The organism is Dyadobacter diqingensis, assembly GCF_024220585.1.
Taxonomy (GTDB): Bacteria; Bacteroidota; Bacteroidia; order Cytophagales; family Spirosomataceae; genus Dyadobacter; species Dyadobacter diqingensis.
Map to the genome: position 1 here is coordinate 19031 of NZ_JAMXKF010000006.1, position 25979 is coordinate 45009.

At 43.2% G+C, this 25979-nt stretch carries 25 protein-coding genes; 9 read left to right on the top strand and 16 right to left on the bottom strand.

What is annotated here, in order from left to right:
• Positions 1-5: 5 nt before the first annotated feature.
• From rpsT to folP, 3 genes are all read right to left on the bottom strand, one after another.
• On the bottom strand, positions 6-269 hold the full coding sequence (rpsT, locus tag M1L62_RS17155) for a 30S ribosomal protein S20 (protein WP_090335882.1): 264 nt from the start codon (positions 267-269) through the stop codon (positions 6-8).
• A gap of 108 nt (positions 270-377) precedes the next feature.
• The gene (gene cdaA / locus M1L62_RS17160; protein WP_254560842.1) at positions 378-1181 is read right to left on the bottom strand and encodes a diadenylate cyclase CdaA; all 804 of its coding nucleotides are present in this window, start codon (positions 1179-1181) and stop codon (positions 378-380) included.
• 24 nt (positions 1182-1205) lie between these two features.
• A complete protein-coding gene (gene folP, locus M1L62_RS17165; protein ID WP_254560843.1) occupies positions 1206-2069 on the bottom strand; it encodes a dihydropteroate synthase in 864 nt (287 codons plus the stop codon).
• A 172-nt stretch (positions 2070-2241) separates the two neighbouring features.
• Between folP and M1L62_RS17170 the strand changes: the two genes are divergently transcribed.
• The 3 genes from M1L62_RS17170 (at position 2242) to M1L62_RS17180 (ending at position 4490) form a co-directional block, all read left to right on the top strand.
• A complete protein-coding gene (locus M1L62_RS17170; RefSeq protein ID WP_254560844.1) occupies positions 2242-2787 on the top strand; it encodes a DUF1599 domain-containing protein in 546 nt (181 codons plus the stop codon).
• A gap of 35 nt (positions 2788-2822) precedes the next feature.
• Entirely contained in the window at positions 2823-3917 is a 1095-nt protein-coding gene (locus M1L62_RS17175; protein WP_254560845.1) for a BT_3928 family protein, read from the top strand.
• Between the two features lie 69 nt (positions 3918-3986).
• A complete protein-coding gene (locus M1L62_RS17180; protein ID WP_254560846.1) occupies positions 3987-4490 on the top strand; it encodes a shikimate kinase in 504 nt (167 codons plus the stop codon).
• 59 nt (positions 4491-4549) lie between these two features.
• Here M1L62_RS17180 and M1L62_RS17185 read toward each other — a convergent pair whose 3' ends face one another.
• Entirely contained in the window at positions 4550-6106 is a 1557-nt protein-coding gene (locus M1L62_RS17185; RefSeq protein WP_254560847.1) for an OmpP1/FadL family transporter, read from the bottom strand.
• A gap of 116 nt (positions 6107-6222) precedes the next feature.
• The gene (locus M1L62_RS17190; protein WP_254560848.1) at positions 6223-7518 is read right to left on the bottom strand and encodes a hypothetical protein; all 1296 of its coding nucleotides are present in this window, start codon (positions 7516-7518) and stop codon (positions 6223-6225) included.
• Between the two features lie 191 nt (positions 7519-7709).
• Here M1L62_RS17190 and proS point away from each other — a divergent pair, with 191 nt between their 5' ends.
• Complete coding sequence (proS, locus tag M1L62_RS17195; RefSeq protein WP_254560849.1) at positions 7710-9185, top strand: proline--tRNA ligase; 1476 nt, start codon at positions 7710-7712, stop codon at positions 9183-9185.
• 67 nt (positions 9186-9252) lie between these two features.
• The gene (locus tag M1L62_RS17200) at positions 9253-9684 is read left to right on the top strand and encodes an FKBP-type peptidyl-prolyl cis-trans isomerase (protein ID WP_254560850.1); all 432 of its coding nucleotides are present in this window, start codon (positions 9253-9255) and stop codon (positions 9682-9684) included.
• A gap of 64 nt (positions 9685-9748) precedes the next feature.
• Here the strand turns inward: M1L62_RS17200 and M1L62_RS17205 are convergent, their stop codons facing one another.
• Both M1L62_RS17205 and dprA read right to left on the bottom strand, forming a co-directional pair.
• The gene (locus M1L62_RS17205) at positions 9749-10378 is read right to left on the bottom strand and encodes an AlbA family DNA-binding domain-containing protein (protein WP_254560851.1); all 630 of its coding nucleotides are present in this window, start codon (positions 10376-10378) and stop codon (positions 9749-9751) included.
• Positions 10379-10380: 2 nt separating this feature from the next.
• A complete protein-coding gene (gene dprA, locus M1L62_RS17210) occupies positions 10381-11520 on the bottom strand; it encodes a DNA-processing protein DprA (protein WP_254560852.1) in 1140 nt (379 codons plus the stop codon).
• 138 nt (positions 11521-11658) lie between these two features.
• Between dprA and M1L62_RS17215 the strand changes: the two genes are divergently transcribed.
• The gene (locus M1L62_RS17215; RefSeq protein ID WP_254560853.1) at positions 11659-13482 is read left to right on the top strand and encodes an alpha-amylase family glycosyl hydrolase; all 1824 of its coding nucleotides are present in this window, start codon (positions 11659-11661) and stop codon (positions 13480-13482) included.
• 43 nt (positions 13483-13525) lie between these two features.
• On the opposite strand, the gene lepB (M1L62_RS17220) is transcribed toward M1L62_RS17215, so the two are convergent.
• The 8 genes from lepB (M1L62_RS17220) to M1L62_RS17255 form a co-directional block, all read right to left on the bottom strand.
• Positions 13526-14713 carry a signal peptidase I gene (gene lepB, locus M1L62_RS17220; RefSeq protein ID WP_254560854.1) on the bottom strand — a complete coding sequence of 396 codons (1188 nt, stop codon included), beginning with the start codon at positions 14711-14713 and terminating at the stop codon, positions 13526-13528.
• A gap of 160 nt (positions 14714-14873) precedes the next feature.
• A complete protein-coding gene (gene lepB, locus M1L62_RS17225) occupies positions 14874-16007 on the bottom strand; it encodes a signal peptidase I (protein ID WP_254560855.1) in 1134 nt (377 codons plus the stop codon).
• A 27-nt stretch (positions 16008-16034) separates the two neighbouring features.
• On the bottom strand, positions 16035-16754 hold the full coding sequence (gene dapB, locus M1L62_RS17230; protein ID WP_254560856.1) for a 4-hydroxy-tetrahydrodipicolinate reductase: 720 nt from the start codon (positions 16752-16754) through the stop codon (positions 16035-16037).
• A gap of 45 nt (positions 16755-16799) precedes the next feature.
• Entirely contained in the window at positions 16800-17498 is a 699-nt protein-coding gene (locus tag M1L62_RS17235) for a DUF5683 domain-containing protein (protein WP_254560857.1), read from the bottom strand.
• Positions 17495-18424 carry a ParB/RepB/Spo0J family partition protein gene (locus M1L62_RS17240; protein WP_254560858.1) on the bottom strand — a complete coding sequence of 310 codons (930 nt, stop codon included), beginning with the start codon at positions 18422-18424 and terminating at the stop codon, positions 17495-17497. Before M1L62_RS17240 ends, M1L62_RS17235 begins: the two co-directional genes overlap by 4 nt.
• A gap of 32 nt (positions 18425-18456) precedes the next feature.
• Complete coding sequence (locus M1L62_RS17245) at positions 18457-19254, bottom strand: ParA family protein (RefSeq protein WP_254560859.1); 798 nt, start codon at positions 19252-19254, stop codon at positions 18457-18459.
• Between the two features lie 163 nt (positions 19255-19417).
• Positions 19418-20440, bottom strand: coding sequence for an SPASM domain-containing protein (locus M1L62_RS17250; protein WP_254560860.1), 1023 nt, complete (start codon positions 20438-20440; stop codon positions 19418-19420).
• Positions 20441-20535: 95 nt separating this feature from the next.
• Positions 20536-20997, bottom strand: a complete 462-nt coding sequence (locus M1L62_RS17255) for an Lrp/AsnC family transcriptional regulator (RefSeq protein ID WP_254560861.1) — start codon at positions 20995-20997, stop codon at positions 20536-20538.
• 186 nt (positions 20998-21183) lie between these two features.
• Here M1L62_RS17255 and ald point away from each other — a divergent pair, with 186 nt between their 5' ends.
• On the top strand, positions 21184-22296 hold the full coding sequence (gene ald / locus M1L62_RS17260; RefSeq protein WP_254560862.1) for an alanine dehydrogenase: 1113 nt from the start codon (positions 21184-21186) through the stop codon (positions 22294-22296).
• 65 nt (positions 22297-22361) lie between these two features.
• Here the strand turns inward: ald and M1L62_RS17265 are convergent, their stop codons facing one another.
• Positions 22362-22907 (bottom strand): outer membrane beta-barrel protein, encoded by a 546-nt coding sequence (locus M1L62_RS17265; RefSeq protein ID WP_254560863.1) that lies wholly within the window; start codon positions 22905-22907, stop codon positions 22362-22364.
• A gap of 610 nt (positions 22908-23517) precedes the next feature.
• On the opposite strand from M1L62_RS17265, the gene M1L62_RS17270 reads away from it, so the two are divergent.
• A complete protein-coding gene (locus M1L62_RS17270; protein WP_254560864.1) occupies positions 23518-25320 on the top strand; it encodes a DEAD/DEAH box helicase in 1803 nt (600 codons plus the stop codon).
• A gap of 79 nt (positions 25321-25399) precedes the next feature.
• Positions 25400-25939: a DinB family protein gene (locus M1L62_RS17275; RefSeq protein WP_254560865.1), complete on the top strand. Its 540-nt coding sequence runs from the start codon at positions 25400-25402 to the stop codon at positions 25937-25939.
• Positions 25940-25979: the final 40 nt, after the last annotated feature.

A 25979-nucleotide genomic window follows, 5' to 3' on the forward strand; every position in this document is an offset into this window, starting at 1 on the left:
GCTGCTTACGCTGCTACCGCCAACGAATTAACTAATTTAGCCAATTTCGATTTTTGGTTAGACGCTTTTTTCTTATGGATAATGTTTTTCTTTGCCAAACGGTCCAACATAGAAGAAACTGTTTTGTAAACTTCTATCGCAACAGTTTTGTCAGTCGTTTCACGCAATTTTTTTACGTAAGAACGTGTTGTTTTGTGTTGGTAGCGATTACGCAAACGCTTCGTTTCGTTGGCACGAATTCTTTTTAATGCTGATTTATGATTTGCCATTTTATAATGTTGATATTTTTCAATTCTTAGAATCGGTCTGCAAAAATAGGCATACCTTATTAAAAACGCAACTTTAGTTAGAAATATATTTAAAGAAAACCGTATTTTCTACTTAACCAAACGCTGTACATCCGACGACAGGTACTCTGCCACTCTCGCTTCAAGCTCCGAAACCGGAATATTGCCCAACAACTCTCCCTCCACGGCAAGCGAAATCTTGCCTGTTTGTTCCGAAATCACAATTACCACAGCATCAGTGGCTTCGCTCATCCCCATGGCAGCCCTGTGACGGAATCCAAGTGAACTGGGCACATCCACGCCGTCGGCAACGGGTAGCACACAACGTGCCGCTTTGAGCCTGCCGTCAACAATAACGACTGCTCCGTCGTGCAGTTCACTATATTGATTAAAAAGTGAAACAATTAACGGTTTTGACACGCGGGCATCAAGCATTTCACCTGTTTCAATAAATTTCCCAAGGTCATCCCGCTTGTTCAGCACGATCAATGCGCCGTTAAAATTCGATGCAATGGTCTTGCTCGCGTCTATAATTTCTTTGAGGTTTTTGTTTTTGAGATCTAAAACCGTGCTTCCAAGTATCTTTTTCAGAAACTCATTATTGGTATAAATCGTCGATTTACCGATAATCAAAAGGAAACGGCGGATCTCCTGCTGAAAAATGACGATCAGCGCTACGGCCCCAACGCCCATAAAATATTGTAAAATCGCCGTCAGCAATCCCAATCCAAGTCCTTTTACAACCAGATAAAAGACGTAAACAAACAAATACCCTAAAAAAACCCTGCTTGCTATACTGCCCCGAACAAGGAAATAAATCTGATAAAGAAGTATCGATACCAAAAAAACATCCAGAATATCAGTCCAGTTAACATTCAAAAAACCAACACGCATAAGAAATTCAATATTATTTCGCGACTAAATTACTATTTTTTCGTTCATACCGCTAGTAGCCATCCATAGTTTTACGGCCTCAACGGCCGGTTTTACATCGTGAACACGCAAAATAGACGCGCCATGTTGTAAAGAAATTGTATTTAAAACCGTGGTTCCGTTTAATGCATCCTGCGCGGTGATGTTTAAGGTATTGTAAATCATCCCTTTTCTTGATATCCCGACCAGCAGCGGACAACCCAGTTCATGGAATTCAGAAAGATCTTTCATCAATGCAAAATTTTGAGCCGTTGTCTTTGCAAAACCAAATCCCGGGTCAATAATAACATCTGAAACGCCTTTCTGGCGCAGGACAATTAATTTCTCCTGTAATTCCTGTAAAATTCGGGGTACCAGAAAATCATAGTCCGTCAGTGTGTTCATCGTTTGCGGCGTCCCCCGCATATGCATTAATATATAAGGTACGCCCAACTCCGCGACCACATCAAACATCCGATCGTCCAACAATCCGCCTGCGACATCATTAATAATATGTGCGCCGTTCAAAACCGACTGCCTTGCCACTTCTGAACGAAAGGTATCAACAGAAATTATAAGTTCGGGAAAATACTTATTTAGCTGCTCAATAACCGGCACTACACGGTCTGTTTCCTCGCTTTCCCCGACCTCTTTCGCACCGGGTCTTGTTGAATAACCACCGATATCAATCAAAACTGCTCCGTCCTCCTGCATTTTTCCGGCCTTCTCAATAACCGCTTCCATCGACTTCATCCGGCTTTCCGAATAAAAAGAATCCGGCGTAATATTTAAAATGCCCATCACCCGTGGCATGGAAAGATCCAGTAGCCGCCCCTGAATTTTGATCGTTTTTTTACTAACTTGCGCCATATAACAGCAATGATATTAGAATAAAAAGCGTGTTTTTCTCAATTAATGACAGACGGTCGATTTAATACAGTAATTTCCTTCGATCAGACTACCGTTTAATTTCAGCACTGCAAATCCAATATTATTAATGTACATTTTTCAGAATTAATTAAGCCAAACACATTAAGTACGCGTGAAATCGACCGAAGCGGAATATCAGGAAATCATTCAGCATTGCCAAGATCTTTTTACAAAAAAAAACAAAGATTACGGAACTTCATGGCGCATTTTGCGCATTCCTTCTATAACTGATCAGATTTTTATCAAGGCACAGCGCATCCGTACCATTCAGGAAAAAGGTGTGCAAAAAGTTAACGACGATATCTCCGGTGAATTCATCGGGATCATTAACTATTGTGTCATGGCGTTGATCCAAGTAGAGTTGGGAACGGATAAGGGAGAAATCGGAGCCGACGAATTGACGTCTCTCTACAATACCCAGGTTAACGAAGTAAAAGAATTGCTGTTTAACAAAAATCACGACTACGGCGAGGCGTGGCGCGATATGCGGGTAAGCTCTATGACAGATATTATCCTGATGAAGTTATTGAGAATAAAGCAAATTGAAGATAACGAAGGCTTTACACTCGTTTCAGAAGGTGTAAAATCAGGTTATCAGGATATCATCAATTACTCCGTATTCTGTCTGATTAAGTCAAACAGTTTACATACAAATTAAAACGAAAACGACGGTTGCCTAACAAATTACCAAAAATGAAGATTCTTGCACATGTTTCCCGGGTTATTGTAGGGTTATTATTTATTTTTTCGGGGTTGATCAAACTGAACGATCCCGTCGGTACCCAATACAAGCTCGAAGAATATTTCGAGGTTTTCGCAACCGACTTTTCTTATTTTCAGCATTTCTTCGAAGCTTTAATCCCGCTTGCACTTTATTTTTCGGTATTTCTGTGCGCCGCGGAAGTTGTTCTGGGCATTGCCTTGCTTGTCGGTTATAAGCCAAAAACTATATCCTGGTTGCTCCTGCTGATCATCGTCTTTTTTACCTTCCTGACTTTCTACTCCGCTTATTTTAATAAGGTGACCGATTGCGGATGTTTCGGTGCGGCTATTAAATTAACACCGTGGACTTCGTTTGGAAAAGATGTATTCTTATTGATTCTGATCCTTATTATAATTTATAAGCGTAAGATTTTCAAAACCCAGCCAACCGGATTTATTGTCGCGCTTTCTACCCTGGCTTCTTTGGGGATTGCGGTTTATTCATTAAGACACTTGCCGATTCTTGATCTCCTGGCTTACCGTGTGGGAGCTAATATCCCGGCACAAATGAAGCCGTCCGAACCTTTGCGGTATAAATATATTTTTACAAAAGGAGGCAAAGAAGTGGAATTTGAACAATATCCAACGGATACTACCATGGTATTTAAAGATATGGTTGTGCTGAATGAAGATGCCAAACCGACAATAACGGATTACAGAGTTTGGAACGATGCCGGTGACTTTACCGAGGAGACTTTTAAAGGAAAGAAATTATTTCTGATCATAAAAAATCTGACTGATATCAATACGGCCGCTTTTCCTGATATTCAAAAACTGGTGAATGAAGTTAAAAAGAAAGGTGTAGAGCCAATTGTGCTTACATCTGCCAGCAGCTCCGAAATCACCGAATTCCTTACGCAGCATCAGCTTTCATTGCCTTATTACTTCGTGGATGCGACTGTTTTGAAAACAATCTCACGGTCTAATCCGGGGTTGTGGCTTTTGAAAGACGGAACCGTGAAGGGCAAGTGGCATTATAACGACACGCCTTCACCGGAGGAGGTTTTGGAAGATCTGGCGAAATAAATAGATCAGCCACGCTCCCATCCGTTTTTAGTTACAAGTTAATTATTGCTGTTTCCGCCATTGTAATTCATGAAAAATATATTTCTAATCGGACTTCCATCTTCCGGCAAGTCTACTTTGGGAAAAAAACTTGCCAGGCTTCTTGACTATCGCTTTGTCGACATGGATAAGCTGATCGAAAAAGACCAGGGCATGACGATCCACGAGATATTCACACAAAAAGGTGAACCTTATTTCAGAGAAGTTGAAAGCAGGATTTTGAAAGATACCATTGAAAACCGCAGCGTGGTGATTGCTACGGGAGGCGGTGCTCCCTGTTTCTTCGACAATATGGATTTCATTAAAAAATCAGGGATCAGTGTTTTTCTGGACGTACACCATGTGGAGCTGGCCAAACGTATCCAGAACCATGGCAAGGATGACAGACCTTTGTTATCAGGTGCAACTTCTCTTGAAAACGAACTTGAACAAAAATATCAGCAACGGTTGCCATTTTATTCCCGGGCAGATTTTACGTTATCGGGTGATAGCGACGTTTCGCAGCTTGCAGCTATTGTGCAACCACTTTTGTAGGACACAAAAAAACCTGAGCCGATTAAGCTCAGGTTTTTTTGTGTCTTTTTTCTTCTTCCCTAGAAGAACGTCCCCACCGACAATACCACATTCACAGTATGGTTGTTAATTTTCGCAGATGCATAATCCGCCGGGTTGTTCAGAAAGTACGGCGTATACACCGATTTGAAAGCGTTATAGGTTCCGGAAATATCCGCAAAGAAACGATCGTTGCGCACACCCGCCCCTATCGACAACAACAGTTTGTCTCTGTTGATACCATCTGAACTTATTTTGTAAGGATCCGAAAGATAAGCCACACCCAAACGGCCTCTCAGCATTCCCGCACGGTACTCCCCACCCACGCGCGCATTCACACCGCTTTTGTACGTATCCTTAATTTCCGCTTTGTAATCATTTTTGAAGGCGTTGTTATCTGCGCTGGAAGTATAGAACTTGGTTCTCACGCCCATAGCACCGTAGCCAACATATTCAAGCGAACCGGTAATAAAACCTCTGTTGGAAAGAAAGACGGTAGCACCCAACGAACCACGGAACGGACTTGTAATCGAGTATTCGAAATCATTTGGCGCAACCGGAATAAAACTGTCAGTCGGCCCGGCTTCATTTCCTTTGTCATCAACCAAAGACCCTTTGATATAATCTGCCTGAAGGCTTTGATTAAAAGTCTCCTTCATGGCCATAAAAGTAGGCGATGTCAACGAACCGCCAAACTGTACGAGCGGAGACACTTTGTAGATAATGCCAAAACTTGCATTAATTCCGTTGCCCCGTACCGATAACTCTTCATTTGCCGTAGCACTTCTGAAAATTGTCGGGTTTGTAAAATTGTCGGTGAAAGAATGTGAATAATCATACCGGATCCTGTTGAAACCAAGCGATCCTCCGACATATAATTTGTCGTCATAATTTCCGGCATACGTAACATTCCACTGCGTCTGGGCTCCCGTCGACTCGAAAAGACCGGATTGCAAAGATGAACTTTCCGTGTCGTCTCTGAAATAAGGGGCACCAGCCGAATTAGAATAAATGTATCTCATGCCATAATACGCTGCCGCTTCTGAATAAGCCAGCGGTTGATCGCTGGACGTACCTGGCAGGTAATCATTTTCCAAAGTTAAAACCGGAGTTTTATTGTTGTTAACATTGTCCACCACCTTATCTACATACGCACTTCTGTTATTTTGTCCGGCGTAACTAAACCTGTTTTGGAACGATTGCTGACGCGAATAAGATATCCCCAGAGAAGACCGTTTCCACTTTCTTTGAAAACTTGGCTGGCTTGTGATAACCAGCGAAGCCTGAGCAATATTAAAATTGGCTTTACTATCTGAAGTATTCTGGCCGATGTAATTTGTTTTGGTACTAAAATTGGTAACCGACGGACTCAGGCTAAGCTCTGATCTTGTGTAAAAACCTAAACCGGCTGGGTTGCCGCTGATAGAACTCGCGTCGCCTCCAAGTGCCGTATGATTTCCTCCAAGTCCCTGAAAACGTGCGCTCCCTGTTTGGTTGATTTCTGAAAATCTGAATGCATCGGAAGCATATTGAGCAAACGTTGGAATGGAAAGCGTTAAACTGCAAAATAATCCAATCCATATTCCCGGTTTTTTCATGACAAGAGTAGCGTTGTTTTAATTTAAAATACTGGTTATTAAACGAAGACCCTGCAAAATTATGACATTTTGCAGGGTCAATTTATGTTGTTAAATCACAAAAATCATTCCTGATATCAGCGTGGACCTCGTGATGACGAAGAACGACCACCGCCTCCACCTCCGCCACTACTTGGCGCACTATAACTTGGTGCACTGTAAGACCTGGTTGGTGCGCTGTAAGTATTGTTGCTTCTTTGAGGAGCGCTGTAATTATTGCTATTGTCGTAACTTCTGCTAGGTGCCTGATACGTCTGCGTGCTACGTGAAGGTGCAGAATAATTAGACTGGCTTCTCGAAGGTGCCTGGTAAGAATCTGAGCTGTAAGTTCTGGTTGAACGTGAAGGCGTATAAGTATTCACATTGTCAGATGAATAGTTGCTTCCAGCTGAGGATCTTGGACGGGAATAATACGTATTTCCATCAGTTGTATTTCCACCTCTTGAATAACTTCTTGTGTTTGCATTTCCTGAACCTGCATCAGTACCAACCCGTCCGTTGCTTGAATAACCACGGCTGCCAGACGAAGATCTTGGTGAAGTGTAATAGGTATCACCTCCCGAAGTTCTCGCACTACGTTCTCTTGTTGAATTTGATGAACGCGGGCTGTTTACAAAACTGGAATTGTAACGCTCAGAAGTTCTTGTACTTGCATTGGAAACACGGTTACCGTAAGTTCTTGCATATCCTCTGCGGTCAGTGTTGTTATTGACAATAATCACAGGACTGCTGTATGCCCATGGATTATATCCGTAGCCATAACCACCGTATCCGCCATAACCTCCAAAACCGTAATAGCTATCGTATCCGCCATAAAGTCCTGATCCATAACCGTAACCAAACGGATCATAACCGTAAGGGCTGTAACCATACATCGAAGAATAAGGAGAATAACCGCCATAGCCATAACCAAGGCTCATGTACGGGCGCATTCTGAACATGCTTCCAAAACCGAAGCCAAGTCCAAGACTTAAACCGCTTCCACCGAAATAAGGACTAAAACCTGAATAAGGCGTGTAGCCGTAATATGGATTAGAGAAACGCGTTGCCTGATTGAACCCGTCTGTAAACCCTGCGTTGTAACCCGCAGAATTTGACAAAGTGCGTTGAACACCACGTGCGGAGAGATAGGAATCATCATAATAGTCTGCACTTCCGTTTGCCTGCTCATCAGTGTATTCCTGATAATCAGGGTTATTGGAACGCGACAGCTCTTCTGAGGCCCGTCTGTCTCTGTTATTTTTTGTAACTACTCCTGAGTTTGGATTACCTCCGTAGAGGTCGTCATATCCACCCTGAGACGCATATTGGTTGTTGGTGCAGGCACCCGCTCCAAAAAGCAGTATCAGTGAAAGATATTTTAAATTATTCATGCTCCCCATGGCTCTTAGTTGTTTATAATGTTGTCTCTAATATACATTAAATTTTGTACCAGACTGTGAATAAAACATCATTAGTATGACATTAATTCCAAAGTTAACATAAAAAACTATCTTTGCAACTTCATTAAAAAGCGAAGCGACAAACCGTCATACTCCTTTCCATTACATAATATTTACGAAGAATGAGTAAAGCCTTACCAACCCGCAGTGAAAATTACTCCGAATGGTACAATGAACTTGTAAAAAGAGCCGATTTGGCTGAAACTTCCGCTGTCCGTGGCTGTATGGTTATCAAACCTTACGGTTATTCGATCTGGGAAAAAATGCAGCGTGCGCTGGATGACATGTTTAAAGAAACGGGTCACACCAATGCCTATTTCCCCCTGTTTATCCCGAAATCATATCTGAGCAAAGAAGCTTCACACGTAGAAGGTTTCGCAAAAGAGTGCGCGGTTGTAACCCATTATAGATTAAAAAATGACCCGAATGGCGGCGGTGTCATCGTTGATCCCGATGCAAAACTGGAAGAAGAACTGATCGTTCGCCCAACTTCGGAAACGGTGATCTGGAGTACTTATAAAAACTGGATCCAGTCGTACCGCGACCTGCCGTTGCTTATCAACCAGTGGGCCAACGTAGTGCGCTGGGAAATGCGTACGAGATTGTTTTTGAGAACCACGGAATTCCTTTGGCAGGAAGGCCATACGGCACATTCTACCTCGGCCGAAGCTGTGGCAGAAACAAAACAAATGCTTGAAGTCTATGCACAGTTTGCAGAAGAATGGATGGCACTTCCGGTTGTTAAAGGCGTGAAAACTGCCAATGAAAGATTTGCTGGTGCCGTTGATACTTATTGCATAGAAGCATTAATGCAGGACGGAAAAGCGCTTCAGGCCGGAACTTCACACTTCCTGGGCCAGAATTTTGCCAACGCGTTTGATGTTAAATTCCAGGACAAAGAAGGAAAACTGGAATACGTTTGGGGAACTTCATGGGGTGTAAGCACGCGTTTGATGGGTGCTTTAATCATGGCACACTCGGATGACCAGGGCTTGGTATTACCTCCGAAACTTGCTCCGATCCAGGTGGTTATTGTTCCTATCTACAAGAACGAAGAGCAATTGGCTTTGATTTCTGAAAAAGTTGGGGACATCACCAAACAATTGAAGAAACGAGGAATCAGCGTTAAATTTGATAACAACGACGCTTACAAACCGGGTTATAAATTTGCCGAATATGAGTTGAAAGGTGTTCCGGTTCGTTTGGCCATGGGCGCCCGCGACCTCGAAAATAACACCGTCGAAGTGGCCCGTCGTGATACCAAAACGAAAGAAACAGTTTCTCTTGAAGGCATCATTGACCACATCAGTGACTTGTTGGACAACATTCAGGCGTCGATTTACAACAAAGCGCTGGCATTCCGCGAAGAAAATACATTCAAGGTTGATACTTTTGAGGAATTCAACAAAGTGCTGGATATCAAAGGCGGTTTCATTTTAGCACACTGGGATGGTACTTCTGAAACGGAAGAAAAAATCAAGGAGGAAACTAAAGCAACGATTCGCTGCGTTCCTTTAAATTCTGTGGAAGAAGCCGGCGTTTGTATTTATACAGGCAAGCCTTCGACACAGCGCGTTGTTTTTGCAAGAGCTTATTAATAGCAGGCGTTTTGAAACACGTAAAAATCACCATTAAAATATTTTTTTACCAATAGATTCTAATAAAATGAAACAAGCACAAGCAGGTGATACTGTCCAGGTACACTACACAGGCACTCTTCCGGATGGCCAACTGTTTGATTCCTCGGCAGGACGTGAACCATTGTCTTTTCAATTGGGAAGCGGGATGGTGATCAAAGGCTTTGACGACGGTGTTACCGGTATGGCAGTTGGAGATAAAAAAACCATTCATATTCCTAATGAGGAAGCATATGGTCCTGTTAATGAAGATATGATCGTTAACTTCGACCGCAGCCAGATTCCTTCGGATATTCCTTTGGAAGTTGGTATTACATTGAATATGCACCAGGATGGCAATGGCCAGGTAATTCCGGTTATTGTGAAAGAAGTTACTGAAACGCATGTAATTCTTGATGCAAATCACCCATTGGCAGGTCAGGATCTGATCTTCGAATTGGAACTTGTAGGTATCGAGTAATATTTCAAATGTATAAAAAACGGGGCTCAGAATTTCGAAATTCTGAGCCCCGTTTTTGTTCCTTTTATTCAACCCATTTGAGACTATACAGTTCGGGTTTTCCTTTTTTCAATTTCAATAATACCTGCTTTTCGGCCAGGTCATTCATCATCCGCTCGGCCCTTTTTTCGGAAATATTGATAATCCTTGAAAACACTTTGGCACTGATTGAATCATACTCTTTAAGGTATTGAACGAGCGTCCTCACATGCCGGGAGGCCAGCAGTGTTTTCGTATCTATATCACTTTCACCTTCAATAAAAAGTCGCAACGTCGGGACACTTTTATCCTTCACACGGATGTAAATCATCCGCTGCCCTTTTTCATTGATTGCATAATGCGGACGTTCCTGGCTTTCGTCTATCTCGACCCTCAGCAGAATCCGGTTATCCAGTTTTTCCGACTTGAAGCGGACCGGAATCATTTTGTCAACAAGTTCCGTACACGCTTTTTCCAGCTTTTCCAGTTCATTTAATTCCGATTTTATCCCAAGCAACTCCCGGTTATCACCTACCCCAACCAGCAAAACACCGCCGGAAGTATTGGCAAAGGAAGCAATCGTTTTGGCAATCTTATATGGACTATCAATCGTTCTTTTGAATTCAACGGTTAACCCCTCCCCCTCTTTAATTAATTGTATTGTACTTTTTATCATGCTTAGATTAAACCATATTTTTTACCCGGCAACGACTTCACGACACCCTGAAATTCAAGATTCAAAAGCAGTGTTGCCAATTTATTTAAATGCATCCCGCTTTGCCATGACAATTCGTCGACCTGCATGGTACCCTGCCTGCGCAGCAAAGATAAAATCTGCCCCTCGTCCTGCGTAAAACCATCAAACACCAAACCCGCCTCTGACAGGTCCCTCACCTTGTTAACACTTACAACGCCTTCTTTGTTCTTTGAGCCCCAACCAATCGACTCAGCCATGTCCTGAACTGAGGTAAAAATTGACGCTTTATTTTCCCTGATCAGATGATTACATCCCTCAGACTGGGTATTGGTCACATTTCCGGGTACTGCAAAAACTTCCCTGTGATAATTTTGTGCAAATTCCACTGTAATCAGGCTGCCTCCTTTTTTTGCAGATTCCACCACGATGGTGATATCACTCAGCCCGGCAATGATGCGGTTTCTTGCCGGAAAACGCATAAAATCCGGTTTTGTCGCCAGCGCATTTTCTGTCACCAGGCCTCCCTGCTCCTGCATTTCTCTGGCCGTTTTCTGATGTATTGCGGGATAAATCACATGCAGACCACTCGCCATCACCCCGATGGTTGGCAGGCCATGTTTCAGACAGGCTTTATGCGCCGTGATATCCACACCATAAGCCAGTCCACTCACCACCAACGGGTTATATGGAACCAGATCCCTGATGATTGTTTCCGTCACACTTTTACCGTAGTCGGTGATCTGCCTCGTACCCACGATACCTACCGTGCGATGACTATTATAATCAAAATTGCCTTTGGAATAAAGTACAACAGGTGCATCGTACAGGGATTTCAACCGGTTTGGATAAGAATCGTCAGAAAAGAAATGAAGATTTGCGCCACTTTTGATGCAGTCGGCCCATTCTTTTTCGGCCTGCGCCAGGCCTTCTTTTTTCAGGATCAAACGGGCAACCTTTTCACCAATCCCGGGTATTTTGATCAGTTTTTTAAAATCTGCCTTAAATACTTTTTCTGCGCTTCCGCAATAACTGATCAGTAACCGGATCGTGACGGATCCAATGCCCGGCGTGTTCACCAAAGCCAGTGTGCAAAGCTTTTCGCTTTCGGGTAATTCCAGCATGTTATTTATAGTGTGTTTGAGCTGCAAATTAAAAAATATGAGGCATAAATTTCCATTCGATAACATTATATTCTCCACACTTTTGCTGGCATAAGATTTGCTAAATTCTTTGAAAAATTTTCAACTCCAAAATCCCATATGGAAAATTTAGACACTGAAGATACCGGCATTTTAGAAAATTACGAAGGGATGGGTGCGGTCTGTCACCCTCAGGGAGTTTATTACAGGGTCTGGGCACCTCACGCCGACAGCGTTTCGGTCGTTGGGACTTTTAATGACTGGAACCCGGACACCAATCCGTTGCAGCCGGAGGAAAACGGGAACTGGGGAATTCTCGTAGAAAATTCAAAAGAAGGCGATGAATATAAATTTGCACTGAAAACACCTGCGGGAGATTTTCAGCGCAACGATCCCTACGCTTTAATGGTTACCAACTCAGTTGGGAACAGCGTGGTTTATAACCATTCAAGTTTCGACTGGGCGGAAGCGGAATATGCAATGCCGAGCTGGAACGAGCTGATTATTTATGAATTGCACATCGGCACTTTCCACGTAACAGAGGAGAACAAGGTAGGCACTTTTTACACGGCGATTGAAAAAATAGATTATCTGAAAAGTCTGGGAATTAATGCCGTGGAACTGATGCCCTGCTCCGAATTTCCCGGGGATCGTTCTTGGGGGTATAACCCGGCAAATCCATTCGCAATAGAATCTGATTATGGAGGACCTGACGGGTTAAAAGCATTCGTTATGGCGGCGCATGAAGCGGGTATCGCAGTCATTCTGGATGTGGTTTATAATCACTTCGGACCGTCGGATCTCGATCTTTGGCGATTTGACGGATGGGCAGAAAATGACGGCGGGGGTATTTATTTCTACAACGACTGGAAATCAGAAACGCCCTGGGGAAACACCAGGCCAGATTTTGGTCGTGGAGAAGTGAGGCAATATATCCATGATAACGCCCTTATGTGGTTAAGAGATTACAGAATAGACGGTCTGCGGATGGATATGGTCGTTTACATTCGAAATGTAAAAGCGGACGGCAATCCGGGAAATGACCTGCAAGACGGAATCTCGCTCATGCAATGGATCAATAAAGACATCAAAGAAAACTTCCCCAACCGCATTACCATCGCAGAAGATATGCACTCACTGGATTTCGTGACGAATTCTGTGGAAAACGACGGCATGGGTTATGGCTCTCAGTGGGATGCGGAATTTGTACATTCTGTTCGTGATGCCATTATCACAGCCGACGATCAAAACCGCAATATTCCTTCCGTTGTGGACGCGATTACCAGCCGGTATAACGCTGACTCCTTTCAACGGATTATTTACACGGAATCACACGATGAAGTAGCCAACGGACAAGCAAGAGTAGCTGAGGAAATAGCGAACGGAGACGTCGATAACTGGTATTCCAAAAAACGGGCCGCATTGGGCGTGGCGCTGGTATTAACCTCACCAGGTATTCCGATGATTTTTCAGGGACAACCGCTTTTGGAAGACAAGTGGTTTTCAGATAGCGACCCGATTGACTGGTCGAGGTTGGAAAGGTTCAGCGGATTTATCAATCTGCACCGCGACCTGATCCATTTAAGAAGAAACTGGTTTGGCGTTACTGAGGGCTTGCAGGGACAGGAAGTTCAGATTATCCGTGCCGATGACGACAAGAAAGTGATTGTAATGCACCGCTACAAAAATGGCGGTCCGAAAGACAGCGTTGTTGTTGTCCTCAACTTTTCAACAGAAACTTTTGACGATTACAAAGTAGGTTTCCCGAGGCACGGTTCATGGAAACTACGCTTTAACAGCGACAATGAAATTTACGACGAGGATTTCTCTCATCTTGGTGTTTTCGATGTTGAGACCCTCGAAGGTGAATTTGATCAGTTACCACAGCATGTTTCATTGCAAATTCCGCCTTACACTGCTTTGATATTTTCTCAGGAAGAATAATCCTAACGCAACAAAAAAGCTTCCTGATCGGGAAGCTTTTTTGTTATTCAATAATCCTGAATAAACGGTTCCAGCGAATTTTGTTTCCAAAACTCAGAGGATCCGGATCAATAGACATCCACACAAATACCGCCTTTCCAACAATGTGATCTTTCGGAACAAATCCCCAATACCGGGAATCCGCCGAGTTGTGACGATTATCTCCCATCATAAAATAGTAATCCTGTCTGAAAGTATAGTTATCAATAACCTTCCCGCTTTTCGTGACCTTTCCGTCGTTCACAACAATGTCATTATTGCCATCAAAATACTCAATAATCTCACCATATATGGCAATGTTGTCATCGGTTAGCAGTACATTCATGCCCTCTTTCGGTATAATGATCGGGCCATAGTTATCCTTGTTCCAGTCAAACCTTTCGGAGTTTGGATACAGATAAGTTTCTTTCATCCCTATTGGCAACACCGTCATCTGCACGCGTTTCACAAAATCATAGGATTTAAGTTTTTCGGCAGTTTCCGCAGTTGTTTTAACAATATAACCTTGTTCTTCATTGGCAGAAAGCGTGTCGTCAAATGTTTCCGTGTAGGGCGAATATTCCGTGATACCATTCTTTTTGAAGATATTGATTTCATTGATAGCCGTACCGGAAGAAACAAAATAATCACTTTGCAGTCCCGCCGGATTTTCACTTTTTGCCCCATTAACATACACCTGGCCACCTTTTAACTCGAACCGGTCGCCGGGCTGCGCCACACACCTTTTGATATAGTTCGTGCGAAGGTCAATGGGATGTGGTTTTAAGTTCGGTAAAACATTGCTGTATTTTTGATAAAGCCCCGGATGTTCAGAAGGGATATTGAACACTACAACATCGCCTCTTTTCACATCAGAAAAGCCGGGAAGGCGAAATTTCGGTAAAGAAATCAGGTCGGTATAAGACGGAATTTCGGTTCCCCAAACGGTCTGATGTGACAATGGAAGCTGTATAGGGGTGATTGGGGTACGCGTTCCGTAATGTAATTTACTCACGAATAAATATTCCCCGACCAGCAAAGTATGCTCCATCGAAGATGATGGAATGACAAAGGCTTCAAAAAAAAGCCAACGGATCAGCGTTGCGGCAATAACCGCGAACAATACAGAATCCAGCCATTCGCGGACCGCCGATTTTTTCTTTTTCGTTTTCACGGTAGCGTGTGGTATTTCTTTATCAACAGGAGTTATCATGGCTTGTTTGTTTACAAACACAATATTGCATTATTATAAAACAATAACCAAACACTTATATATATAATTTTACTACATATAAATTTAAAAATGCTGAGTAAAACAAAAGGGAAGAAAAGCAACTGCTTTTCTTCCCTTTATGCATGACAAAAAATTTCTGCTAGTTGATGATGCGGAATAATCTGCTCCAACGAATTTTGCCAAAGAAGCTTGTAGGAGCCGGGTCGATTGACATCCATACAAAAACCGCTTTTCCAACGATGTGGTCTTTGGGTACAAAACCCCAATAACGTGAATCTGCTGAATTGTGACGGTTATCTCCCATCATAAAATAATAGTCCTGATCAAAAGTATAACTGGTGATGGCTTTGCCGGCCACTTTCACCGTGTTGTTATCAATTTCTACGGCGTCTTTTCCTTCATAATTTTTAATCACCGGACCGTACAAAGCCACGTTTTCAGGCGTCAGCTGCACAGTCATCCCTTTTGCAGGAATGGTGATCGGACCGTAGTTATCACGGTTCCATTTAAACAATTGTGAATTTGGATAAAGCATCGGCTCGCTGATATCCTTTGAGGCTTTCACCAAAGTGACATCTTTCACAAAGTCATACTGCTTCAATTTCGCAGCCAGTTCTACGGTCGTATACACCAGATATCCCGACTGGTCATTACCTGGAATGGTATCGTTAAAAGTCTCCTGATAGGTATTAAACTCAGAAATTCCGTTGTCTTTGAAAACTTTCGCCTCGTTAACACTGGTTGTTGTAGCCACAAAGTACTCGTTTTCCATCCGGGAAGGGTTTTCAACCGCTGTGCCGTTAGCAAATACCTGAAGGTCACGAACTTCCAGTTTGTCACCGGGAAGCCCCATACATCTTTTAATATAGTTTGTCTTCAAATCTACCGGATGCTGCAACTCGGGCGGGTAGTTGAATACTACCACATCGCCACGTTTAACGTCACTGAAACCCGGCAAACGGAACTGCGGCAACTGGATCGCATCGGTATACGAAGGAATATTGGTTCCCCAGATTGTCTGGTGGGTTAATGGAACCTGCAACGGCGTTTTTGGCGTGCGCGTTCCGTAATGTAGTTTACTAACAAACAAAAAATCGCCTACTAAAAGGCTGTTCTCCATCGAGGGTGTCGGAATTGTAAATGCTTCAAAGAACAACCACCGGATAAGTGTTGCAGCGATCACTGCGAACAATATGGAGTCAAACCACTCTCTTACTCCTGATTTTTTACTTTTGGAAGATGATGCAGAGGTTAATCCCTTATTAAAAGCCATATTCTGATTTATTGAGCGTTACGTGTACTAGTCTAAATTTTTTAACAGATCATCCATTCCAAAAACACCTTGTTTACCTGGAAGCCATTCTCCCGAAACTACGGCACCCAACGCAAAACCAGCCCTATTATGTGCTGTATGAGAAATTTCAATGGTATCGACCTCCGACTCATACCGAATGATATGTGTCCCTGGCACCTCTCCTTCTCTTTCCGCTTTAATCTTGATAAAACCTTCGCCATCTTCCGGGTCCAGTTTCCATCCGCCGATTTTTTCGTCCTCAGCAATAACGCCTTCGGCCAGTGTAATCGCCGTTCCGCTTGGCGCATCCAGTTTGTGAATGTGGTGAATTTCAGTCATTGAAGCATGGTAATTCTGCCCTTTCATCAAACGCGCCAGCTGACGGTTCAAACGGAAAAACAAATTAACCCCGATACTGTAATTGGAAGCATAAAAGAAGGCTCCTTTTTTATTTTCACAAAGCTCCTCAATTTCCTTACGGTGTTCGAGCCAGCCTGTGGTGCCACAAACGATGGGCCAGCCTTTTTCAAGACAATAAGTGATATTAGCATAAGCCGATTCCGGAGAACTGAATTCAATGGCTACGTCAACATCGTCTTTTCCGAGATTATCCATTTCCGAGCGGTTCTGGAGATCTATTTTCCCAACGATAACGTGTCCTCTTTCCAAGGCAATCTTTTCGATTGTTTTACCCATTTTGCCGTAACCCAGCAATAATATTTTCATTTTAAAAACTTAAATTTCAATCAATACTTTATTAACTATTGTCTTTTACTTCCGGAAATTAAAAACGAGGCTTACACCCGGTGTAGGCCTGGTCATATTGGGCTGCTGAATTTTCGGCGAAACATTTAATGTCAGGTCGTCCGACAGGTCAAATGTTTTTAAATGTGCGGCAACGTTGGCTTCAATAATGGAAATGGCATAAAGGGCAACGGTAAACACAATGGCGGTTTCACGATAACGTCGGTAACGGTTTTTCTCTCTTTTTACCTGATCCACACTTAAAAGCAATGAATCCTTACGCTCGCCATTTAAAATCCCTCCCCGATAAAAAATCGGCAATTTGGTGTCAGAAGTTACCCCTGGTTTAAACTTCCCATAATTCTTGCTGTCAGGGTTCAGGTCATAAAAACTCTTATACCCTGCTACAAAATCCTTATAACGAACATTCCAGTAAAGCGCTGTCCAGGTTCCGCCTCCGAGCGCCGCATACACCAAAGGAACTTTCCAGTAGTCGCGGTTATAAATTTGCCCGGATCCCGGTATCATCGCCGCCAGACGAGTAGCTTTTTTGGGGTTTGGCATCCACTTCTTTTTTACCTTGGAGGTATCGCCCTTCACTACCGCAGCCGTATCCGAAACTACAACTTTTACAGCTTTTCCTTTCCCACCATCCGGCCCGACAGTCTGGGCACTTCCTTTACCAGAGATAAAAAGGATGATCCCTATCAAAAACCACTTTTTCAAGCCTTATTATTAAATTTCAACGTTTCCAAAATCTTTTTCAACTCGTCCTGAGACCCGAAAGGAATCTTGATTTCCCCCTTGTGGTCTTCACTGCTTTTCACAGATACTTTTGCCCCAAAAAATGAAGACAATTGGAATTGTAGTGATTTTATTTCCTGGTTGACCGTCACCGGCTTTTTAGTCTCAAAAGAAATGCTGCTCATCATACCAAGCTTGCGCACCTCTTCTTCTACTTTACGAACAGACCATCCTTCTTCAATAATTTTATTGAAAATTTTCAGCTGGATCTGATCACTATTGATTGTGATAATGGCACGGGCATGGCCCATGCTGATGCGGTTGTCCCGTAAAGCAGCCTGAATCACAGGCGGCAATTTCAAAAGACGGATGTAGTTATTAACCGTAGTCCGGTTTTTACCCACACGTACCCCAAGCTCCTCCTGTTTCAGATTACATTCCAGAATCAGGCGCTGATAACTCAGGGCAATTTCTATCGAGTTAAGGTTTTCACGCTGAATATTCTCAATCAGCGCCATTTCCAGCATTTGCTGGTCATTTGCGGTCCGCACATAAGCCGGAATACTCACCATCCCAAGGGATTTTGAGGCCTGCAAACGTCTTTCTCCGGAAATAAGCTGATACTGGTCCGGACCAAGCTGGCGGACCGTTATCGGCTGAATAATTCCCTGGACCCTGATCGAGTCTGCCAGTTCCTGAAGTGCTTCCTGATCAAACTTGGTACGGGGCTGATATGGGTTCGCCTCAATCTGATCCAGGTCGATTTCGTTCATCGAACCAACCGCATCAAGAGACGAAGGTCTTGCATTCGGACGGGGTGTGTTGTTTACCTTGTCCGAATCCTGCAACAATGCTCCCAAGCCTCGCCCGAGACCTGTCATTTTTTTATTTTTATTGGTTGTTTCCATTCTGCGCTGTGATCTCCCCTAAATACAATTGATCAATTTACTCCCTGATGTGCATCCGTAGAAAGCAATCCGTTTTTAGTCAGAATTTCTCTGGCCAGATTCAGATAGCTGATAGCACCCTTGCTGTCTGCATCCTGCGCCAAAACAGGAATACCATAACTTGGCGATTCACTTAAACGAATGTTGCGGGGAATGATTGTATTAAATACCAACGACTCGAAATGGCTCGTAACCTCGTTAACCACCTGATTAGACAAGCGTAAACGCAGGTCGTACATGGTTAAAAGGATACCTTCAATCGCCAGATTTGTGTTGAGTCGTGACTGTATAATGGTGATTGTATTCAGGAGTTTTCCTAAACCCTCCAATGCAAAATATTCGCACTGAACGGGTACAATCACAGAATCTGCCGCTGTTAAACTATTGATCGTAATTAAACCCAGAGACGGTGAACAGTCGATAATGATGAAATCGTATTCGTCGCGCACTTCCGCAATCGCATCTTTCATGCGCTGTTCGCGGTTTTTAAGGTTGATCATTTCGATCTCCGCTCCTACCAGATCTATGTGCGACGGCAATAGATTGAGGTTTGGGAAATCGGTTTCCAAAATGACCTCGCTTGTACGAACATCCTCCACCATACATTCGTAGATGCTGTTCTGCATTTCCTGAGGGTTAAATCCCAGTCCTGAGGTAGAATTCGCCTGCGGATCTGCGTCAATAATAAGCGTACGGAATTCCAGTGCTGCCAAGCTGGCAGCAAGATTAATCGCGGTCGTAGTTTTACCTACTCCGCCTTTTTGGTTTGCAATTGCAATTACTTTGCCCATGAATTGTGTGAGTTACCAATGCCAAATTTCAATTATTCGGAGCAAACCACCAAAAAATGTTCCACGGAGTTTTAATAATAACTATTTAAAACCTGTATATCAGAATGTTATATCGTATTAATATTTGTTAATTTTTGGAATAAATATCAAAAAACCGAATGTTTCACGCCCACACTTGTGTTCCTTCAGTGCAATTCTTGCACATTTCGATCTCCGATCTCGACCGGATCAGCGACGCTCTAAAGTCGGTATACTTCTTCCCGCGCCACAAATCCCGGAAGCTGGTCCGCTTCATATCGCCCAACTGATATTCCGCATCCTTGTCAAAACAACAGGGAACCACCGCGCCGTCCCAGGTAATGACACAGGAGTGCCACATTTTCCAGCAATGGTCAACAAACTTGTTTTTGATAGAAAAACCTCCGCCTTCCTCTTTCTTATAACGCGAATATTTATCGATGGTCGGTATCAGATCCGAACCTTCTTCATAGTCGTAGATCTGCGCCGTTTTCAACCCTACTTCATCCACACCCATTTCCTCAGCCAGTTTTTTCACATCTTCGATCTGATGTTCATTGGGTTTCACCACCAGAAACTGGAAAATTACATGCGGGGTGCTTGATTTCAGTTCCTTTTTCCACTTGATGATATTACGTGTCCCTTCCAGCACCTTTTCAAGGTTTCCGCCGATGCGATACTGCTCGTAAGTATCCTGCGTCGTTCCATCAATAGAAATAATCAGACGGTCAAGCCCAGACTCCACAGTTTTTCTGGCCTTTTCATCGGTCAGATAATGTGCATTCGTGGAAGTTGCCGTATAAATACCCTTGTCGTGAGCATACTGTACCAGTTCGAAAAACTTTGGATGCAGATAAGGCTCGCCCTGAAAGTAAAATATGAGATATAATAAAGTATCTGCCAGTTCGTCGATCGTTTTTTTGTAGAGCTTTTCTTCCATCATCCCGGTCGGACGTGTGAAAGAACGCAGTCCGCTCGGACATTCCGGACAGCGTAAATTACAGGAAGTCGTTGGCTCGAAAGAAATGGCGATAGGCATCCCCCAATGAACAGGTCTGCCGGTAGATTTTGAGTAAAAATAACTGCTTAATATTTGAATGGCATTCCATGCACGCTTAGGAGTAACCTTCGACATGAGGTTCAGACCATCTTTAAAATTTTTATTCATCTGGTTGATTTTTAGCGTCGATTACCGAAAAAAAATCGATAATACGCTTGTAAACAATACTTTGACCATGGCTTATTAAACAAAACATCACAACGCTAACGAACCGAAATACCTGTCGAATACTTTATTTCGGATATAACGAAATAGCTGCTGATGTGTAACACACTTTTTAGGGCAGAAAGTTTATGCTGGTAAAATTGATTGTAAGCTTCCCCGTCTTCCACCACCACTTTGAGCATATAGTCAAAATTGCCTGAAACAACCGAGCATTCCAAAACTTCGCTCATATTAACAATCGCCTGGTTGAAGTCTTCGAAGCTCTCTCGTTTTTGTTTGTCCAGTGTAATATTACAATAAACAATCAGCGATTTTCCGAGTTTCCGGCGGTTTAAAAGACAAACATACTTATCGATATAACCTTCCCGTTCGAGCTTTCGAATACGGTCATGAACCGGCGTAACGGACAAATTTATCTGGTTTGCAATTTCCTTCATCGTGAATTGCGAGTTCTCCTGAAGCAGTTCCAGAATGCGGCGATCCGTAGAATCTAATGCCATAGAAAGTATTTTTTTTCAGTGGTGGTTTATTTTACGGTAAATGAAAGAATATTTTCCCTGACAAAATACCTCAAACAGTTTTTTTTTCTATATTTTAATACTACAAAAGAATGTTTTTCCGCAATCCGGTACTTTTACAGCACCATTTGAATTCACTCTTTTCCAAAATATAAAATTACTATTACTATGATCATCGGCGTTCCGAAAGAAATCAAAAACAATGAAAACCGGGTGGCCGTTACGCCAGCCGGAGTAACTGAATTTCGCAAACACGGCCATACGGTTTATGTTCAGACTGAGGCTGGCAAGGGAAGCGGTTTTACAGACGAACAATATGCCGAATCCGGAGCGACCATTCTTTCGACAATTGAGGAAGTTTATGCAATTGCTGAGATGATCGTTAAGGTAAAAGAGCCGATTGAAAGCGAGTATGCCTTAATCAAAGAAGATCAGTTACTATTTACATATTTCCACTTTGCTTCTTCCGAACCGCTGACAAAAGCGATGATCGAGCGCAAAGCGGTTTGTCTTGCATATGAGACGGTAGAGCGGACAGACAGAAGTCTTCCTTTGTTGATCCCGATGAGTGAGGTTGCGGGTCGTATGGCTATTCAGGAAGGTGCGAAATTTCTTGAAAAACCCATGGGCGGATTCGGGATTTTACTTGGCGGTGTTGCGGGTGTAAAACCGGCAAATGTTCTTGTGCTGGGTGGTGGCATTGTGGGAACGCAGGCTGCGAAAATGGCGGCTGGTCTCGGTGCCAATGTTACGATCGTGGATATCAGCCTTGCACGTTTGCGTTATCTGGAAGACATCATGCCGGCCAACGTCGATACCGTGATGTCTAATGAATATAACATCCGTGAACTGATCCAAAGCTCTATCCTTATTATAGGCGGCGTTTTGATACCTGGTGCCAAAGCTCCTTCACTGATCACAAAAGACATGTTGAAACTGATGAAACCCGGAACCGTTATGGTTGACGTGGCTATCGATCAGGGCGGATGTTTCGAAACTTCGCATGCAACTACACACGAAGATCCTATTTATGAAGTAGACGGCGTTGTTCACTATTGTGTGGCCAACATGCCAGGTGCCGTTCCTTATACTTCTACCCTCGCGTTAACCAATGCCACCCTTCCTTACGCTTTGCAGCTGGCCAATAAAGGCTGGAAAAATGCATGTGCCGGCAATGAGGAGTTACGCAAAGGACTTAACGTCGTGAAAGGAAAGATTGTTTTCAAAGGCGTTTCCGAGGCATGGAACCTACCTTATACAGAGGTGAGTGAAGTGCTCTGATTTATATATGATTGCAAAACAAGGGCTGCGTCGGAAACAACGCAGCCCTTGTGGTTTAATGGATTTTATAATCCGAAGTTTTTGGAAATACCAAACCCGGCCCCACTTCCGAAATTTAATCCGAAACTGTTGCTCTTCTCCTGGCCTTTTACTTTCGCCGACGTAAAGCCGAGACTTCCAAAATTAAAATTCAACGCAAAGCCGTTTTTCAAATTGACACCAATCGCGGGAAAAAGAGTGGCCTCTGCCCCGTTCATTTTAACTCCCGCTGTTTTTCCCGATAAAAAATTGGTATTCAATTGTCCATAAACCGCAAAGATATCCGACAATGGGTGAGCATAACGAATAAATGGCCCGGCGCCAAATACACTGGATTTTATTTCCGGAGATCCGGTCTTCCAGCTCTCCGTTTTCAGATTGACGCCGGCCGTCCAATGATCATTCCACTGATAACCCACTGCCGGCGAAAAAGAAAAGCTGTTTGTTTTAATACCTGCTGCTGATTTGCTGCTGTTGATCCCAAGATTTCCATAAACCAGAATTGAATTACTCTGAGCCTGAGCGGTTAAGGTCGAAACACCGAGGAGTGCACCCAAAAAGAACTTTTTCATTGTCGTATGTATATAGTTGTGAATGATTATACCTTCACCAAAACAGGTGATTTTATCCTTTATACGGGCTTAATACAAAAAGGTAACTGTGCCCGAAATAATAAAAAAAGTTAATTATGGCATTCACAGCAATGATTTCAACGTCCCACCGGATGTGTCCGAATTATCGTTTCTAAAAATATTACAATTATTATTTTCTAATTACTTGATTATTCAGATTTTATTCTTACTTTTGTAAAAAATTAGAACGAACATCCGTTCGCTTCTCTGCTTCTAAAACGGTTCGGCGATAGTTTGCGCCACCAACCTTTAAAACGCCTGGTTGGTTTTTACCCGTTTCGTCATGCAGAGCCCCACGGATGTCTAGTGGTGGGCTTTGCGCAATCCCCTTTGAACTAAGAAAAACTGATCGTCATCAGGTTTGTTGTACCAAATCGGCCTCGTCTGGTTTACCTTAACAAGCAGATATGATTTCAAATTGTGCAGATTGTTTAAGTATCAAATTTGGTTATTCGTCATGAATAATAATCAGATTTCGGTATTGAGGGAATCTAATGTCTGCCACCTTCTATTAAATCATTTTTAAAGAATTTTAATAACAATAAGATAGATGACAACTGAAACAATTGAGACAATTGAAGATTTTGAGACCTTCGCTGATTTAGGACTCTCAGAAAACATCCTTAAAGCCTTAACTGAAATGGGTTTCACAAAACCCTCTCCAATACAAGCGCAAGGTATCCCTGCTGTAATGCAAGGTTCTGACGTAATTGGTCAGGCTCAAACGGGAACCGGAAAAACTGCTGCCTTTGGAATACCTGTCCTTGAACGTATTGACACTTCTAGCAATGCGGTTCAGGCACTTATACTTTGCCCTACAAGAGAATTAGCTGTACAAGTTTCCGAAGAATTGGGAAGACTTGCGAAATTTCAGCGTGGAATAAGAATTGAAGCTATATATGGTGGTGATTCAATCGATCGCCAGATCCGTTCATTGAAAAGAGGTGTTCATATTGTTGTAGGAACTCCTGGCCGTGTAATGGATCACATGCAACGCCGTACTTTGAAGTTTGATGAAGTACGTATGATGGTACTTGACGAGGCGGATGAAATGTTGGATATGGGCTTCCGTGAAGACATCGAAAGCATTTTGGCCGACATGCCGGAAGATCGCCAGACGATTCTTTTCTCGGCTACCATGTCTAAGCCTATCATGTCAATCACAAAACGTTTCCTCAACGATCCTGTGTTGATTAAAGTAGTTCGTAACGAGCTTACCAACGTTAACATCGAGCAGGTTTGTTTTGAAGTGAAACCACAGGCAAAAGTGGAAGTAATGACTCGTCTGATCGATATGTATCACCTGAAATCATTACTTGTATTCTGTAATACAAAACGTAAGGTAGATGAAATCGTTGAAGACCTTCAGCTTCGTGGTTATGCGTCAGAAGGTATCCATGGTGACTTGCGTCAGCAGCAGCGTAGCAATGTAATGAGCAAATTTAAGGCGGGTGTTACAACCATCCTTGTTGCGACTGACGTAGCTGCACGTGGTATCGACGTAAGCGGTCTTGACGGGGTTATCAACTACGATATTCCTTTGGATGAAGAATATTACGTACACCGTATCGGCCGTACAGGTCGTGCCGGTATGTCCGGAAAAGCTTTCTCTCTGGTAGCTCGTGATGAAAAATTCCGTTTGAAATCAATCGAGAGTTATACAAAAGTGAAAATCGAAAAAGGCGTTATTCCTTCTTATGAAGATATCGTTGGTGTTCGTAAAGCACGTTTTGTAGAAAGTATTTCTGCTGCAATCCAGGAAGGTGACATTGACCTGTACGAAGATGTATTGGAAATGTTGCGCCACAGCGGATACTCAACAGAGCAAATCGTTGCTGCACTTGCTAAACAAATCATGGGCGTTCAGAAAAATGAATATTCTGATGGTAACCTGGCTTGGGAAGAAAGACGTGGCGGAGAACGCCGTGAAGGTGGAAACGACCGTTTTGAACGTCGTTCATCAGGAGGCAGCCGTTTCGAAAGAGGTGGCCGTGATGGTGGAAGAGACGGAGACCGTCGTGGAGGGAGCGATCGTTTTGCAAGCAGAGAACGCAGCGGAGAATCTCGTGCACCACGTGAACGTGATGGCGAATCAAAACGCACTGCGGCACCGGAAGCTGGTATGACTCGTTTGTTCCTAAGCCTTGGACGTAAAGACCATATCATGCCACGTGATATCGTTGGAGCGATCGCCGGTGAAGCAAACATTCCTGGAAAGACAATCGGAGCCATTGATATTTATGACAAATTTACCTTTGTTGACGTACCAGAACGTGATGCCCGTACGGTATTGCGCGCTATGGACGGAAACACCATTAAAGGTAAGGCAGTACAAATTGATATCGCGAAATAATCTTTTAGATATTTCTGACACCAATATATGAATCGAAAAGGGGCTTGTAAAAGAGCCCCTTTTTTTGTTATTTTTCCGAATGGAAAATCAGCACAAGTTAGAAGTATGGCTCAGAGGGCCTCTTGAAGGTATATCTCCCATGTTGCAGCCAGTGGCGCACGCCCTTTTGCAGGTACAGGAAGAAGTGAATGCGCTGGACAAAAATTTTCCATCTCAATGCTTATGGCAAAAACCGGCCGGACTAGCCTCAGTAGGTTTTCACATGCAGCATTTGGCAGGCGTACTGAACCGGCTTTTAACTTATGCCAAAGGACAATCCCTCACAGAAGATCAACTAGCTTATCTGCAACAGGAAGGACAAGAACCTTTTCCCGGATGCACCTTTAACGATTTGTTAGCTATTTTAAACAAACAATTCGCGGCGGCTCTTGATCAGATAAAACAGACTGACTCTGCTACCCTGCTGGACGTTCGTGGCGTTGGTCGTGCTCACATTCCATCCACACAGCTTGGGCTCTTATTCCATGCGGCCGAGCACACCACGAGGCACTTTGGCCAGCTGCTGGTAACTTTCAAAATTCTCCTGGCAGATTTTAATGAAAATGATGTAAACCAATAAACTTCCGTTACCCGGAAAACACAAATATTGAGTAGTTCGA